We start from the raw sequence: 15506 nt of genomic DNA, 5'->3' as shown, positions 1-15506 counted from the left end.
GGACCGGGCGGGGGTGGGCGGCTTCGACTTCTTGTTGGCAGCGCATGCCTGCCGGGCTGGTGTCGAGGGCGTGGAAGCCGTGGTCGTGCATGTTCGCGTCGGCGGCCTCGGTCCATTCGACGGCGGCGGGCAGGACGAATTTGGGGACGAAGGTTGCCATCGCCACGCCGCCGTTGGCGGGCAGCTGGGCCAGGACGTCGTCTGGGATGTTGCGGGGGTGGTCGCAGATCGCGCGGGCGGAGGAGTGCGAAAAGATCACGGGTGCTTCGGATATCGCGAGTGCGGCCCGCATCGTGTCGGCCGAGACGTGCGACAGGTCCACCAGCATGCCCAAACGATTCATCTCTCGCACCACCTCCGCACCGAAGGCAGTGAGCCCGTTGGCCTTCGGTGCGTCCGTGGCCGAATCCGCCCATGGCACATTGTCGTTGTGGGTGAGGGTCATGTAACGCACGCCCAGCTGGTACAGCGCCCGCAGCGTCGCGAGCGAGCAGTCGATACTGTGCCCGCCCTCGGCCCCCATCAGCGAAGCGATCCGCCCCCGCGCCCGCGCGGACTCCATGTCGTCGGCCGTGAACGCCCAGCTCAGCCAGTCCGGAAACCGCTCAACCATCGCCCGGACGAAGTCGATCTGCTCCAACGTCGCACTCACCGCATGGTCCCCCGCCAAACTCGACCGCACATACACCGACCAGAACTGCGCCCCAACCCCACCGGCCCGCAACCGATCGAGATCGGTATGCAGTATCCCGCTCAGATCCCCCGCCACATCCAGCGCATCCAGGTCGTACCGCACATGCAGCCGCATAGCCCACGGCAGATCGTTGTGCCCATCCACCACCGGGGTCTCACGAAGCAGTGCACGGGCGCGGTCGAACAGTTCAGAGGTCACCGAACTGTTCTATACCACCGCGAATCCCCCATCCATGAACCCCGCCGATGAGCGATCCGGGAATACCCCCGGTACCCGATGACCGCCGCAATTCTCAGGCAAACCGCTAATCCTGCTCGCGCTTGCGATGTTTGGTCGAGCGCCGATAGGTTCGCTTGCTCCGAATCGGCTGAGCCGCACTGGAACTACGCAACGCATGCCGCTTCCGCCAAGCCGCGAGGTCGGCGCGCTCCACTGACTGCTCACGCACCGCGTCAACCGCAGGCCGCTCCGTCCGGTTCATCACCGACCTCCTTCCTGTACGCTCCAGCGGTTCCAGTACCCACGGTAACGGCGTCCATCCGCAATCGCCACCGGTTTTCCTGGCTCAGCCAGGAAGCGAATTCACTTGCACGGCGGGCGGTAAGGTAGATCGGGGAGCTGATCTCGCCACACCTGGGGCGTCAGCGTTCCGCGGGTGATATCGCAGATACGGACTACCTCGTGCGCAGTATCCAAATCCCATGTTCTGACCACGCCGTCAGCACCCGTGCCAATGAGATGGCGACCGTCAGGATGGAAAGTGATTTGCCCGCCCCGTATCGTATCCGCGCCGATAATCGGATGGTGGACACCGGCAGGATGTCCAGGATCACTCATATTCCATAGTCGCGCCTCGCCACTCTCATCGGCAGAGACAAACAAATTACCGGAGTCGACAGTGAGGTAACGGGTAGGCGACCGAGCACCCACCGGCGGATTCGCAATGAGTCCGGGTTTGCGCGGATCGGTCACATCCCAGATCCGTAGCGAATCATCAACGCTTGTCCCTATCAGCGTCTTGCCATCATTGCTGAAACGCACCGCTATTCCATTCTCCGCCTGTCCTGTCCGAATATTAGCAACATCAATCGGCGCAGTAGGATTATGCATATCCCAGATTCTTACAGTGCCATCGTCGCCCGCCTCGGCAAGATATCGATTCACCGGATCGAACTGCACATCGGATACACCACTACCCACGGTCGAGATACGACTCGACAAAGGTACCGGATTTCCCCTGTCTGCGGTATTCCATACCTGAATGCCGCCATTGTCTCCATTCTGCCCGCCCCCTATCAGCTGACCCGACAACACCAACTGGGCAGAATCAGGGCTGAACGCGCCTCTGAGTACATTGAAATCCTCTTGCACGGGAATTGTCGTCAGATATCTCGTGCTCGCAGGATCCGATAGGTCGAAGAGTTGCACGACGCTTGGGTAGTGAAACACCGCCATAGTTCGCATGTCGGGGCTGATCACCACTCTAGAGACGGTGTCGGGCGAGTCGCGACGGTCAGGCCGTAATCCATCGTCGATACGCCCGATAATACGCGCCGAATGCGAACTGTCTATACGCCATATTTCGGTATTCGATTGTCCGCAGTGGACTGCTATGACATTCGAGTACGCTCCTATTATCGACCCATGCGGCCACTGCCCTGCCGCCGCACCCGGCATAGACCACAGTCTGATGATTCCATCCTGCCCCGCCGCAGCAAGAGTTCGACCATCAGCCGAGAATGCGACCGATTCAATCGTCCCCCTGGCTCCCCCCATCGGCGCTTGGGTGGGTTCGGGAATCCAATGATCATTGGAACTCGGAAGATCCCACATCCTTATCTGCCCACTGGAATCCACCGTCGCAAACTCGTGCCCATCGTTGCTGAATACGAGCGGGGACCCGATGGTGTTCTGAACATCTGAAATCTGACCTGCCACTCGTTGCGGGCGATCCGGAATTGCCAAGTTCCATAGGTCGACCGATTCTCCTGCAAGCACTGCAAGGACGGTACCATCCGGACTCAGTTCGACCGATGAACTGAAATCTTCTATCGTTCCAGAGAGCGTAGCATGTTCATAAGACGCATCCAGTTCCCATAGCTGTATATCATTGACACCCACGATGACAGCACGCCGGAGATCCGCACTGAGGGCGACCATATAGTATTTCTCGTGGCCAGGAATGGAAACCGGATCCCCGATCAGCCGAGGGTCGAGCGGATCGGCAATATTCCAGAACTCGAGAGCGTTATCCTTGTCCGATGCAGCCAGCACCTTACCGTCCGGGCTGAATTTGATCACTTCTCCATAGCTCGGGATTATGGGATTACCGAAACGTGTCGGATGGCCCGGATCACGCACGTCCCACAGAACAACGCCAACCTTCGCGTCCGATACCGCCAAGGTCGCCCCATCCGGGCTGAAAGTCAATCTGTCAACCTGATCCCCGTCTTCCGACAATGCCTTACCGATCGGATGCGGATTACGACGATCCGAGATGTCCCACAGCTGAACAGTGCGGTCACTTCCGGCCGACGCAAGCACTCGCCCGTCCGGCCGAATCGCCACACCGGATATGTATCCGTGATGCCCGACCAGTGCGCTGGCCAGCGGCATCCCCTCCGAATTGACCAGTCGTGCACGCACTTCCGGATCACCGGGGCGGAGCCTACCCGCCACCAAGTCGAGCTGAGCCGAGAGGGACGGGTCGCTGGTTTCGAGGCGATCCGCCTCGGCGAGGACCGAGTTGAAGATGGCGTTGTCGCGTTGATGGGAAGCGTTGCGACTCTGCAGGAATGCGAAACCCGCCAGGACTACCGACACGATGGTGAGTAGCACCAAGGCGGCTCTGCGGGCGGCGGAACGGCGTTGTGCACGTTGGCGGGCGGCTTCCGAGGCGGTCAGGAACTCCTGCGCGGCGGTGCCGAGTGCGCCCCTGCGGGCATGCTCGCGCATCGTGGTGAGACGTGCGCCGCGATACAGCAGAGACGGGTCATGGCGGTGTTCAACCCATTCCGTAGCGTCGGACTGGAGGCGCTGGCGTTCGAGGTTGCCCACGCGGTCCTCGTCGATCCAGGAGCGCAGGCGGGGCCAGGCGTCCAGGACGATCTCGTGGGTCAGATAGGCGGTGTCGGCGTCGAGAGTGACCAGGCGGGTGCGGGCCAGGGCATCCAGGGCGGTGTCGGCGGCATCTACTGTCTGCCTGAGTAATTCGGCACGAGAGACCCGGCGGCGGGTGTCGCGGGTATCGCCGCCCACCGCGACCAGGCCGAGGAGGACCTGTTTGCCGACGGCCTGTTGGAAGTCGGTCAGTTCGCCCCAGGCGGTTTCGGCGGTGGCGGACACCGAGCCCAGGACACCGCCCGCCGCGCGGTATCCCTCGATGGTGAGGCGGGAACCGTCACGGCGTTGCCAGACCGCCTCCATCACGTGGGAGACCAGGGGCAGTGCGCCCGGGTCGTAGCTGCGGCGGTCCCCTCCGCCGCCGATGCCGCACAGTTCGGTGATGACCAGTTCGTCCAGGCCGGATTCCAGCTTGTACCCTGCCATTTCGGCCGGGCGAGTCAGTGCTTCGGCCAGTTCATCCAGGCGCATCGGACCGAGTAGGTAGCTGCGGTGTTTGAGTGCGTCCTCCAGCACCGGCTCGTCCAGGCAGCGGGCGTAGAAATCGGCCCGCACGGCGAGGACGACCGCAGTCGGCTCGGTCTCCCCGCGAATGGACAGATGTTCCAGCGCGTCGAGGAAAGCCTCGCGCCGAGCCTCGTCCCGGCACAGCGTGAACAAACTCCTCCAACTGGTCCACTACCAATAGCCGGCGCCGCCCGATACCCCACTCGGACAGCGCCGAGGCGAGAAAGTTCGCAGTGAGCCCCTCGCCCTCATCGTCCTTTCCCTGGCCCGCTGCGACAGCCGCAAGCAGCGCACCCACCGGATCGGATCCCGGCGTCATCGAAGCAACCGCCCACTCCCCCACCGGATCCGCCAGCGCGGGGATCAAACCGGCTTGTAGCAATGAGGATTTGCCCGCGCCCGAGGCACCGACGAGGATGACCGCCCCGCCCTCTCCCGACTCCGTGGCGCCGCGGACCAACTCGGCCAGTTCGGCGGTCGGCCGGGCGCGACCGAAGAACACCTCGGCGTCCTCGGCACAGTAGGCCGCCAGGCCGAGGTACGGGCAGACCACGTCCGCCGTATCGGAATTCGGATCCCACGCATTGGATTCGGTCCACAATCGCTGCCATTCCTGCGCGTCCAGCAGAGCGGGCCGCACCGGGCGGCTGGACTTGCGGGCCTCATCGATCAGGATCAGCAACACCGGGAGCAACGAGTCGAATTTCGCGGGCACGTTGCGACCGGCCTTCCAGTCGCTGATCCGCTGTACCGTCGCTCCGCCCTTGTGTGCGGGTCCCCTGGCCGCGCGCATCCGCGCCTCGGCCGCCGCGGCGACCCGGCGCAGTGTCGGGTTCCCGGCGGCCTCGAACAGCTCGCCGAATCGTTGCGAAAATTGCGTTCGGGGTGACGGACGTAGCCTCCCCCGCCGCATTGGGCTCGGATCCATGTGTCCTCCTGCACATTCCGTCGACCTTTATCGACTGTATGCAGGGTGCGGGAAATTATGCGCACGCGCTGAAGCGACTACATGAATCCGCTGGTCGAAGCGGTCTATCCCGATTCCGGACCGGATGCGAACCGCGCCGTGGTTCGCCGACGGCGCGGGCAGGCGGGACGAGTGCGCAGGATCACTCGCTCCGACTACGTGGTCATGAGCTGGGGTACATAGCGCAGAATGGCTGCCGCGTGTGCCCCGTTGGGCAGGTCGGCGGCGCGCACGGCGAGTACCCGGCCGTCGGAAAGCAGTACACGGCGGGCGATTTCGTCGAGGACGCCTGGGCCGGTCGCCTTCCCCTGGGAGGCGAGGGTGAGAGCGCCGTCGGCGGCGACGGTTCCGGCAACCGGGGTGTCGATATCGACCATGAGGGTGCGGACCATGCCGTAGGTCGCGGCGCGGGCGATATCGGACAGCTCGGCCGTACTGCGGCCGTCGCTGCGGCGCTGCTCGAATTCGTCACGCAGCTCGGATAATTCGCCCGCGTAATGACCATCGAGCACGGTTCGGGCACTGGTGGCCAACTCGGCGTCGGACAGGTGCTCCGGATTGCCGGCGATCTCCTCGGCCAGCAATCCCGGGTAGCTGTTGACCGAGCGATACAGTGACGCGGTCGGTTCCGTCGCCGCCAGAATCAGCGGAACATCCCTGCCGGACAGCATATTTCGCAGGGCGTGATCCACGGCCCGGCAATATTGCCGTATCCGTACCTTCCTGCCCTCGGTGCCCTGTAGCCTCCCGTGCGGGCTGCGGCTCATCCCGGGCAGCGAGATGTACTCGGTCAGACTCGCGGGCAGCCCTGCCACGTCCACATTGTGAGCAGGCTCGTCCGGCGTCACCTCGACCAGGCGCACCGCGTTCTCCGAGAGCGCGAGCACGAACGCGTCCTGCGGAAAGGTGACGGTCCGCAGCAGCGGCTTGATGTCGAACCGATCCCCGACGGCAGCACCGGCCTCGAGTCGATTCGGCACCCGGTAGGTCCGCATTCGCTCGGGCGTCGCCAGCACCACGAGCGTGCGCGACTGATACCGCCAATACTCGTCGTCATCGATCAGATCGGCGAATTCTTCCTCCAGGGATGCACGGCTGTCCTTGTCCGTGACCTGCTCGAGCGCCTGCTTGGCCTGATTCTCGAAGGCGACCCGATTCTTGTCCGGCGTCGGGGTCCTCACCTCGGTCGGTGTGTAGACGGACACGCACCACGGCTCGATCGTCGACGCCAGGGCGAGTATTTCCCCACGCGTCGGAATGTCGGTATGCAGCATGCCCGTCCTCCGAATCTACCTTGCGAGCGGTCGTGAGCCAGATATTTGCTACAAGCCCATTCGGGAAGGATATTCAGCGCTTCATGCATTTGCGAAGAGTTCGCTACGTCTCGAACCGGTCACGATTGAACGATAGGTCCCGGACCAGCGGCAGCCCGTATCAGCGAGAGTCGGCGCCCTCGAAGGGGCCCCGGCCGAGCGAGGTGCCCGAAGCGCCATCGGAACCCGGCGGGCTGTAAGGACCGTAGCTGACATTGGAGGCGTAAGGCCGTGCGCCGTCGGGGGATTCGGGGCGGGGTGTGACGCCGAGGTCCTCGTGGGTGTTCAGGGCGGCGAGGATGAGGATTACCAGGGCGGCCATCAGGGGCTGGACCAAGACGACGGGCCATGCGCCTGCGGGGACGTCCTGGTGGATGGCGTGGTCGATCAGGGTGCGCCAGCCATCGATCGTGGGTGGCATTGCGACTATGGCGTGTAGTGGCGGATTCGCGGAGTGGGGATGCAGCCAGTGCGCTACCTGCTCACCGAACCAGGACATGAGTTCGGCCCCGGCCAGGGAGCCGATCAGCAGGGCTCCCTGCATGATCGGACCACGGACCCGGCGAAATCGCCAGACCGCGACGGCGGTCAGCAGGCCGGTGATCAGGGCGACGCAGACGAACAATGCGATCGCGTCGAAGCGGTGCGAACTCTCCCCCGTGAGCGCCGCGCCACGACCGGGCTCCACGACCAGGACCCGCTCGGCGGGCGCGAGCAACGCCCACACCACGCCACCGACCGCGCTGACCAGCAGCACCGCTAGCACCATCCACGGCGCGGCGCGCAACTCCCTGCGCAGTGCGCCCGACGGCTCGATCACACCCTGATGGGCCATCAGCGACGATCCAGGGTCTTCGAATTCAGCTCACCGTGCCGGGAGCACCGCGCCCACCAGCCCTCCGGATGCACCTGCACGATCATCCGGCGACCGCATTGTTCACAGAACCGCGGCGGCTCGAGACCCAGCGCCGCGGCCGCGGGCACCGGATCGACCTCGCCCACGATCACCTGCTTGCCCGTGAACGGGTTGTAGCGCTCTTGTATGTCCACGATCACCTCGCGTTTGAGATATCACTGCACACGCAGCTGCCGGGCTGCTCGACCATACCTTCACCGTACGACAGATCAACGCAAGGCCACGACGAACTACAGCGTCTCGTTGAGCGCCTTGATCGGCATCTTCAGCTCGCCGAGCAGATCCAGATCGGCCTCGGCCGGACGGCCCAGCGTGGTCAGGTAGTTGCCGACGATCACGGCATTGATGCCGCCGAGGATGCCCTGCTTGGCGCCGAGGTCACCGAGGGTGATCTCGCGCCCGCCCGCGAAGCGCAGAATCGTGCGCGGCAGCGCGAGCCGGAATCCGGCCACGGCCTTCAACGCCTCGGCGGCCGGCAGCACCTCGAGGTCGCCGAACGGGGTGCCCGGGCGCGGGTTGAGGAAGTTCAGCGGCACCTCGTCGGGTTCGAGCGCGGCGAGCTGCGCGGCGAATTCCGCACGCTGCTCGATGGTCTCACCCATGCCGAGAATGCCGCCGCAGCACACCTCCATACCGGCCTCGCGCACCATGCGCAGGGTGTTCCAGCGCTCGTCCCAGGTGTGCGTGGTGACCACGTTCGGGAAGTGCGACTTCGCGGTCTCCAGGTTGTGGTTGTAGCGGTGCACGCCCATCGCCGCGAGCTGGTCCACCTGTTCCTGGCTGAGCATGCCCAGCGAGCAGGCGACGTTGATCTCGACCTCGTTGCGGATCGCCTCGACACCGGCGGCGACCTGCGCCATCAGCCGGGCGTCCGGCCCGCGCACGGCCGCGACGATGCAGAATTCGGTGGCGCCGGTCTTGGCGGTCTGCTTGGCGGCCTCCACCAGGGACGGGACATCCAGCCACGCCGCGCGCACCGGCGATTCGAAAAGCCCGGACTGCGAGCAGAAGTGGCAGTCCTCGGGGCAGCCGCCTGTCTTGAGCGAGATGATGCCCTCGACCTCGACCTCCGGGCCGCACCACTTCATCCGCACGTCGTGCGCGAGTTCGAGCAGCTCCTCGAGGCGATCGTCGCCCAGCTGCAGCACCTGGACGGTCTGCTCGCGGGTCAGTCCGACGCCGCGCTCGAGCACCTGCTCGCGGGCGGTCGCCAGAATGTCGACCTCGGTCCTGACGGGTGCCTGGGTCACTGCACGAATCCCTTCGGTCTGCCGCGCAACTTGAACAGCGTTCTTGAACGGTGTTCAGGCTAAGGTACGGTGGGACCGGAGTCAAAGGGCGCGCAGAGAGGGCCAGCCGTGCAGCTGCATCGCACCGACGTGATCGACGGCGCCATCGCCATTCTCGATCAGTACGGCCTGGCCGATCTGACGATGCGCCGGCTCGCCACCGCGCTGCACGTGCAGCCCGGCGCGCTGTACTGGCATTTCCCCAATAAGCAGGCCCTGCTGGGCGCGGTCGGGGACCGCATCCTGGCGCCGATGGAGGATCCGCTCGACGCGACCGACTGGGCCACCCAGGTCGCCGAGCTGGCGCATCGGCTGCGCTCGTGCCTGCTGGCGTACCGCGATGGCGCCGAGGCGGTCTCGGCCACCTACGCCTCCCGGCTGACCACCAGCAAGGGCCGCGAACGCATCATGAGCGCGCTGATCCGCGGCGGCATGACCCGCGAGGAGGCCGATCTGGCCGCCTACGCGCTGCTGTACTACGTTCTCGGTGAGACCGTCGACGAACAGTCGCGCATGCAGATGGATTCGGCCGGTGCGCTGGCCGAGGAGTCCTCGCCGCTGTACGAGAACACCACCGCCACCGACCGCTACGACTTCGGCCTGCAACTGCTCCTGGGCGGCGTGCGGCACCGGTTGGGCAGCCGGGTGCGCTGATCTGCCCGCGGGATTCGCGCCGCCTAACCCGACGGTGTGTGCGCCGCGGTGAGTTCCTCGTCCTGTAGTTCGGAGATGAACGGCACGATCTGCTGCGCTATCACCGTGTTGTATTCGCCGGGCTGCTGAATCGGATTGGCGTGCCCGGTGGTTCGGGTGAGCACCACCAGCAGAGTGCCGTTCACCCCGCCGACCAGATCGATGAGCACCTTGTGGCTGTAGGCGTCGTCGACGAGGGGGTCCCGATCCGGGTTGTGCGGGCGGATGAACGCGATCGCCGGACGCGGTTTATCACCGGACGGTCTGGCCAGCGCCTTCAGGTCGTTGATCGCACCGCCGCCGACGATCGCCTTGAACTGGGATTCGATCAGTCCGTTGCTGGCGGTGTCGGTGTTGAAGATCTTCGCTCCCAGCACATCTCGGAACGCGTCGAGGAACTGCGGCGTGCGGATGCCCGGCGGCATGCTGGAGTAGTCGACGTAATCGTCTCGGCGCGCGAACATCTCGGCGATCAGCCGCAGCGTGCGGCTCTCCCGGGCGCCGGGCATCCAGCCGGTCCAGCGCAGCAGTTGTTCGCCCGCGTCCCTGGCCTCCGGCCACACGGCGTTCAGATCGACCGGGGTGCAGTCCAGGATGACGCCGGTCAGGACCTTGTCACTGGCCGTGTGGATCTGTTTGGCGACCTCCAGGGCGATCACCCCGCCCATGCTGTGCCCGACCAGCACGATATTGCGCACCCCCGCGGCGTTGGCGACCTCGAGGATGAGGTCACCGATCACCTTGGTGTCGATACCGGTGTTGTCGTAACGCACCGCCCACACCGAACCCAGCTGGGCCAGCGACGGTAGCGCGCGGGCGGTATCGCTGGCGTCGCGGGTGCCCAGACCGGTCATGTCGAATACCGCGGTATCGCGGACCTGGGCTGCGGCGGGTGCGGCTATCGGCAGTACCGCCGGTTCGGTGCGCGCGAGCCGGGCCCGCTCCGGGGCGATGTCACCGGCCCAGTACTGGGCGAACAACGCCAGCAGCACGAGCGGTACGAGCGCGCCCCGCAGCAGAGCCGAGCGAGTGCGACGGAAAGTCGTCCAGCCGTGCCCGAGGCGGGTTTCGGCCAGCCGCGCCCTCCGTCGCGTGTCGTCGTAATCCGCGACGGTCGACGGGTGCCGGTTCGAAACAAGCATCTCCATCCACTGTAGGGGCGCACTCAGCCGCTCCCCAGGATGAATTCGGCCGCCCACCGCATGCCGCCCGGCTTCCAGCCATTTCGCCGCGCAGGTGGGAGCATGATCACCCGACTCGGGATCCGCTCATGACCCCGCCGGCACTCGGCGCCGTGTGAGATGGCTCGCTACGGCGTCAGCCGAGACGACGCGCGGACCAGTCCGGATGAAACCACCCAGCGGCGTTCGCGGCGAACCGCTCGGCACTCCAGCCGCTCACGCCCTCGGGAATGCTGCCGACGACGTCGACACCGGTCACGGCGGAAAGATCATCGCGGTTGCATTCGCACGCCAAATCGGGTGCGGCGGGCCAGGATCCGATGACCAGGCCCGCACAGGGCACACCCGCGGCCGCGAGGGTCCGGGTGGTGAGTTCGCTGTGATTGAGGGTGCCCAGGCCGGCGGCGGCGACCACCAGGACCGGCGCGCCGCTCTTCTGGGCCAGATCCAGCAGGGTGAAATCACCGAGGCGGACCAGCAGCCCGCCCGCGCCCTCCACCAGCGTGAGGTCGGCGTCGGCCAGGGATTCGATCCCGGCGACCGTATCGGCCATGGTCAGCAGTGGCGCACCGCAGCGGCGGGCGGCGGTATCGGGGGCCAGCGGGTCGGGGTAGCGGGCCAGTTCGAGGGTGCGCGTGACACCACTCAGGCGTGCGATCTCCGCCAGATCACCGGGATCGCCGGGGGCGACACCGGTCTGGGCCGGTTTGCACACCGCCACAGTCCGTCCGGCCGCCCGCGCCGCGGCCGCGAGCGAGGCGGTCACGATGGTTTTTCCGACATCGGTCGACGTACCGGTCACGATCAGCACACTCACGACAGTTCACTCCTCGAACGACGATCGGCCTCGGGCCCGCTCACCCACGCACACCGGGAGATACCGGCTCACGCCCGGACGGTTCCGGCTCCCGGACGCGGGCCTCGGCCAGCACATCACCGAGTACCGAAGCAATGGTGGACATCTCGGCATCGGTCAGGTCGGCGCGGGCGGTCAGGCGCAGCCGGGACGTGCCCTCGGGCACCGACGGCGGACGGAAGCAGCCCACGTGCAGACCGCGCGCCCGGCAGGCCTGCGCGGCATCGTAAGCGACCTGCGCCTTGCCGAGTACCACCGGAACCACCGCCGAATCAGGCTGCGGCACACCGGCGATGGCGGCGATCCGCGCCGCCCGCGACAGCACGCGCCCGGCCAGGTCCGGGTCGCGGCGCAGCAGGCCCAGCGCGGCGTGAGCGGCCCCGACCGCGCCCGGCGCGAGGCCCGTATCGAAGATGAACGTGCGCGCCGCATCGATCAGATGTGCCCGCACCCGCTCCTCGGCGAGCACCACACCGCCTTGGGCGGCAAGGGATTTGGACAGTGTGGCGGTGACGATCAGATCCGGCTGCCCGGCCAGGCCCAGCTCGTGCACCAGCCCGCGCCCGCCCGTACCCCGCACGCCCAGCCCGTGCGCCTCGTCCACGATCAGCACCGCGCCGTTGTCCCGCACCACCCGATGCAGTTCGACCAGCGGCGCGAGATCCCCGTCCGCGCTGAACACCGAATCGGTGAGCACCAGCGCCCGCTCCTCGGAACGCGCGCCGAGCACCCGATCCACGGCCGCGACGTCACAGTGCGGCGCGACCTCCACCCGCGCTCGCGACAGCCGGCACGCATCGACCAGCGAGGCATGCGACCCCGCATCCGAGACGACCAGCGCCCCACGCCCGGCCAGCGCCGTCACCACCCCCAGATTGGCGGCGTAGCCGGAGGCGAACACCAGGCCCGCCTCGGCCCCCACGAACTCGGCCAGCTCACCCTCGAACACCTCGTGCGCCGTGGTCGTCCCGGTCACCAACCGCGAACCGGTCGACCCCGCGCCCCAGGTCCGCACCGCCGCCACGGCACCCTCGATCACCTCGGGATGCCGAGACAACCCCAGATAGTCGTTCGAGGCCAGATCCACCAGCTCCGACCGCGCCTCCCGCGCCCGCAGCTCGCGCCGCAGCCCGGCCCCCACCCGTGCCGCGGCCCGTTCGTCCAACCAGCTCAACGGATCGATGCTCACAGCCCAGCAGCATACTTGAACGCCGTTCAGGAGCAAGCGGCCACCGCTCGTTTCGAACGGAATCGGCGCCGGCCGCGCGTGCGACGAGTGAGCTACATGACAAGGCCGAGCTGTGTCACCAGGCACAGCGCAACCAGGCGACCTACCCTCGCGAGTCAGACCTCCACCGCCACAACGACTCTCGTCCAGCCCCACAGCCGCGTCGGGAGTGCTAGCATGCGGCAGTGAGCGGAGCACGGCGGAGCGAACCATCCCGTCGGCGCGCCCCGCACACAACGGAGCCCGAGCGCCGGCGTAGTGCAGTCATGGGCGGAGCGAATCGTGCCCACACACGACCTGTCCCAGCGTCGGCGGTGGGGCCACGAGAGCACAGCGCGCCTCACGCCGGTGCCGACGAGTGCCGGTGCGGAGCTGTCGTGCGCGCAGCGAACTATCAACACAGCGCGGCTTGCTCACGGCGCAGGCGAGTAGGCGTCGTGAGCGATGGAGGGGAGTTGTCCTATGAGCGATGACATTTCGGCCCAGGCGCCGACGAGTACCCCGGCGCCGGAGGGAGATCGGGTTCCGCTGAACACCTCCCCCGATGCCGCCAAGACGCCCGATGTCGACATGACCGACGACGAAACGGGATGGCGTATCGACGCGCAGGGCCTGGACGATCCGCCGGAGTATTTCGCCGGAGAGCCCGGCGCCCAACGGGACGAGGACTGGATCGCCTATCTGACCGGCACCGATGGTGACGGCAGCACGCGCCCGTTCGGGCAGGCGCCCGATGCCTACCCGAATCCGGACGCGGTGCACAACACCGCGCTGAAGACGATCGGCCATGCCCAGAGCCAGCAGGGCACGCGCTACTGCTGGGGCGGCGGGGACACCGCAGGTCCCACCCGGGGAGAGGGCGACAACGGGGGTGACGCCACCCACTATCACGACAGCCAGTACATCGGATACGACTGCGAAGGGCTGACCCGCTACGCGGTCTACCAGGCGACCGGTCAGGACATCGGCGAGGGCACCGGCAATCAGCTTCCGGTCCTCGAGCAGACCGGCCAGACCGTGATTCCCCAGACCAGCGGCACGGTCGACACCTCCACCATGCAACCCGGCGACATCCTCTACTACGGCTCGAGCGGGGCGGACCACTGTGCCATCTACATGGGCAATGGCGTGACCGTGGAAACCAATCAGTCCGGAACGCCGGCCCATTCACAACCGGCCGACCTGAGCGGTTCGACCGACCGCCCCATCACGGTCGTCCGCCCGAACTACATATAATCGGTCCGCGACAAGACGCCGCCGATCCGGCCGTTCCAGTCACACGAGCCGGATCTGTCAGACGGCAGCCGCCGCAACCACTCCGGGGCAACTATGCCGGACAGAGTCGGTCGCCCAGCTGCACTCTCGTGGATGGCGTCACTCACCGAATCGTCAGACGGCGGCGGCCGCGACTATTCCAGCGCAGATCCGGGCGACGTCGTCCGGTGTGCTGATATACGGCGGCATCGTGTAGATCAGGTTGCGGAAGGGGCGCAACCACACGCCGGAGTCGACGGCGGCATGGGTGGCCTTGCGCATATCGATCGAATGGTCCAGCTCGACGACGCCGATCGCACCCCGCACCCGCACCTCGACGACGCCCGGAATATCCTGTGCGGCAGCCAATCCCGCGAGCAGGCCCGACTCGATGGCCGCGACCTCACCGTGCCAGTCCCGCGACAGCAACTCCTCGATCGAGGCGACCGCGACCGCGCAGGCCAGGGGGTTGCCCATGAAGGTGGGACCGTGCATGAGACCACCGTGGCCCGCGCTGACGGTCTCGGCGATCACCGAGGTGCACAGTGCCGCGGCGAGACTCAGGTATCCCCCGGTCAGCGCCTTGCCCACGCACATCACATCGGGGCGCACGCCGACTCGATCGGCGGCGAAAAGTGTTCCGGTGCGGCCGAATCCGGTGGCGATCTCATCGAAGATCAGCAGGACGCCGTATTCGTCGCACAGGGCGCGCAGGTCGTTCAGGTACCGGGGATGGTGGAAACGCATACCGCCCGCACCCTGCACGATCGGCTCCACGATGACAGCGGCCGTTTCGTGGGCATGTTCGGCCAGCAGCCGTTCCAGGTTCGAAACATAGTCGGGCTCATAGTCTTTCGGCGGCATCGGGGCGAAGATCTGATCGGCGAGCACGTCGGTCCACAGCGAGTGCATGCCGCCCTCGGGATCGCAGACGCTCATCGGGGTGAAGGTGTCGCCGTGGTAGCCGCCACGCCAGGTGAGCAGGCGCCTCTTCTCCGGTCGGTCCAGCGCCCGCCAGTACTGCAGGCACATCTTGACCGCGACCTCCACCGACACCGAGCCCGAGTCGCACAGGAAGACCTTGTCCAGCCCCTCGGGGGTGAGTTCCACCAGCAATTGGGACAGGCGCACCGCGGGTTCGTGGGTCAGCCCACCGAACATGACGTGGCTCATCCGCCGCGCCTGCTCGATCAGCGCCGCGTCCAGGGCCGGATGCCGATAGCCGTGCACCGCCGCCCACCACGAGCTCATCCCGTCGACCAGCTCTCGACCGTCGGCCAGGGCGAGCCGGGTGCCGGAGGCCGACGCGACGATCAGCGGTTCGGTCGTCGCCAGAAATCCGCCGTACGGGTGCCAGACGTGCGCGGCGTCGAACGCGGTGATCTCGTCGGGGGTCAGGGCCACGGGAATCCTTTGCGACGGCATCCTTGAACGCCGTTCAAGTTACCATCGCGCGGCGCACGGCCCCATCGATGCCCGAAAAAT

12 protein-coding genes and 1 pseudogene are annotated in these 15506 nt (G+C 66.5%); 2 read left to right on the top strand and 11 right to left on the bottom strand.

Features of this window, described 5'->3' with window-relative positions; all coding sequences use genetic code 11:
* The 7 genes and pseudogenes from JZ791_RS26920 to bioB form a co-directional block, all read right to left on the bottom strand.
* A partial coding sequence (locus JZ791_RS26920; protein WP_308163113.1) for a dipeptidase occupies positions 1–892 on the bottom strand: 892 nt, incomplete at its 3' end.
* Between the two features lie 384 nt (positions 893–1276).
* A complete protein-coding gene (locus JZ791_RS26915; protein WP_368858343.1) occupies positions 1277–4477 on the bottom strand; it encodes a WD40 repeat domain-containing protein in 3201 nt (1066 codons plus the stop codon).
* Between the two features lie 13 nt (positions 4478–4490).
* A pseudogene (locus JZ791_RS46860) lies at positions 4491–5117 on the bottom strand (ATP-binding protein); the annotation flags it as partial.
* Positions 5118–5446: 329 nt separating this feature from the next.
* Positions 5447–6565: a baeRF11 domain-containing protein gene (locus JZ791_RS26905; RefSeq protein WP_216898027.1), complete on the bottom strand. Its 1119-nt coding sequence runs from the start codon at positions 6563–6565 to the stop codon at positions 5447–5449.
* A 160-nt stretch (positions 6566–6725) separates the two neighbouring features.
* Entirely contained in the window at positions 6726–7439 is a 714-nt protein-coding gene (locus tag JZ791_RS26900) for a DUF2567 domain-containing protein (protein WP_216898026.1), read from the bottom strand.
* A complete protein-coding gene (bsaP, locus tag JZ791_RS26895) occupies positions 7439–7654 on the bottom strand; it encodes a biotin synthase auxiliary protein BsaP (protein WP_216898025.1) in 216 nt (71 codons plus the stop codon). Before bsaP ends, JZ791_RS26900 begins: the two co-directional genes overlap by 1 nt.
* A gap of 96 nt (positions 7655–7750) precedes the next feature.
* Positions 7751–8770: a biotin synthase BioB gene (gene bioB, locus JZ791_RS26890; protein WP_216898024.1), complete on the bottom strand. Its 1020-nt coding sequence runs from the start codon at positions 8768–8770 to the stop codon at positions 7751–7753.
* Positions 8771–8878: 108 nt separating this feature from the next.
* On the opposite strand from bioB, the gene JZ791_RS26885 reads away from it, so the two are divergent.
* Entirely contained in the window at positions 8879–9463 is a 585-nt protein-coding gene (locus tag JZ791_RS26885) for a TetR/AcrR family transcriptional regulator C-terminal domain-containing protein (RefSeq protein ID WP_216898023.1), read from the top strand.
* Between the two features lie 23 nt (positions 9464–9486).
* On the opposite strand, the gene JZ791_RS26880 is transcribed toward JZ791_RS26885, so the two are convergent.
* The 3 genes from JZ791_RS26880 to JZ791_RS26870 form a co-directional block, all read right to left on the bottom strand.
* Entirely contained in the window at positions 9487–10644 is a 1158-nt protein-coding gene (locus tag JZ791_RS26880; protein WP_216898022.1) for an alpha/beta fold hydrolase, read from the bottom strand.
* A 175-nt stretch (positions 10645–10819) separates the two neighbouring features.
* Positions 10820–11500: a dethiobiotin synthase gene (bioD, locus tag JZ791_RS26875; protein WP_216898021.1), complete on the bottom strand. Its 681-nt coding sequence runs from the start codon at positions 11498–11500 to the stop codon at positions 10820–10822.
* Between the two features lie 40 nt (positions 11501–11540).
* Complete coding sequence (locus JZ791_RS26870; RefSeq protein ID WP_216898020.1) at positions 11541–12728, bottom strand: 8-amino-7-oxononanoate synthase; 1188 nt, start codon at positions 12726–12728, stop codon at positions 11541–11543.
* A gap of 501 nt (positions 12729–13229) precedes the next feature.
* Here JZ791_RS26870 and JZ791_RS26865 point away from each other — a divergent pair.
* The gene (locus JZ791_RS26865; RefSeq protein ID WP_216898019.1) at positions 13230–14003 is read left to right on the top strand and encodes a C40 family peptidase; all 774 of its coding nucleotides are present in this window, start codon (positions 13230–13232) and stop codon (positions 14001–14003) included.
* Positions 14004–14156: 153 nt separating this feature from the next.
* Here JZ791_RS26865 and JZ791_RS26860 read toward each other — a convergent pair whose 3' ends face one another.
* Positions 14157–15446 carry an adenosylmethionine--8-amino-7-oxononanoate transaminase gene (locus tag JZ791_RS26860; protein ID WP_216898018.1) on the bottom strand — a complete coding sequence of 430 codons (1290 nt, stop codon included), beginning with the start codon at positions 15444–15446 and terminating at the stop codon, positions 14157–14159.
* Between the last annotated feature and the right edge of the window lie 60 nt (positions 15447–15506).

The sequence above is a fragment of the Nocardia alni genome, assembly GCF_019038435.1.
GTDB lineage: Bacteria > Actinomycetota > Actinomycetes > Mycobacteriales > Mycobacteriaceae > Nocardia > Nocardia alni.
The sequence above is the reverse complement of the archived record's forward strand: the minus strand, read 5'-3'. Positions and strand labels throughout refer to the sequence as shown.

Coding starts and splice junctions, on each gene's coding strand:
- JZ791_RS26905 (WP_216898027.1), bottom strand. CDS start 6,565: ATGCTGCATACCGACATTCCGACGCGTGGGGAAATACTCGCCCTGGCG.
- JZ791_RS26900 (WP_216898026.1), bottom strand. CDS start 7,439: ATGGCCCATCAGGGTGTGATCGAGCCGTCGGGCGCACTGCGCAGGGAG.
- JZ791_RS26880 (WP_216898022.1), bottom strand. CDS start 10,644: ATGCTTGTTTCGAACCGGCACCCGTCGACCGTCGCGGATTACGACGAC.
- JZ791_RS26865 (WP_216898019.1), top strand. CDS start 13,230: ATGAGCGATGACATTTCGGCCCAGGCGCCGACGAGTACCCCGGCGCCG.
- JZ791_RS26860 (WP_216898018.1), bottom strand. CDS start 15,446: ATGCCGTCGCAAAGGATTCCCGTGGCCCTGACCCCCGACGAGATCACC.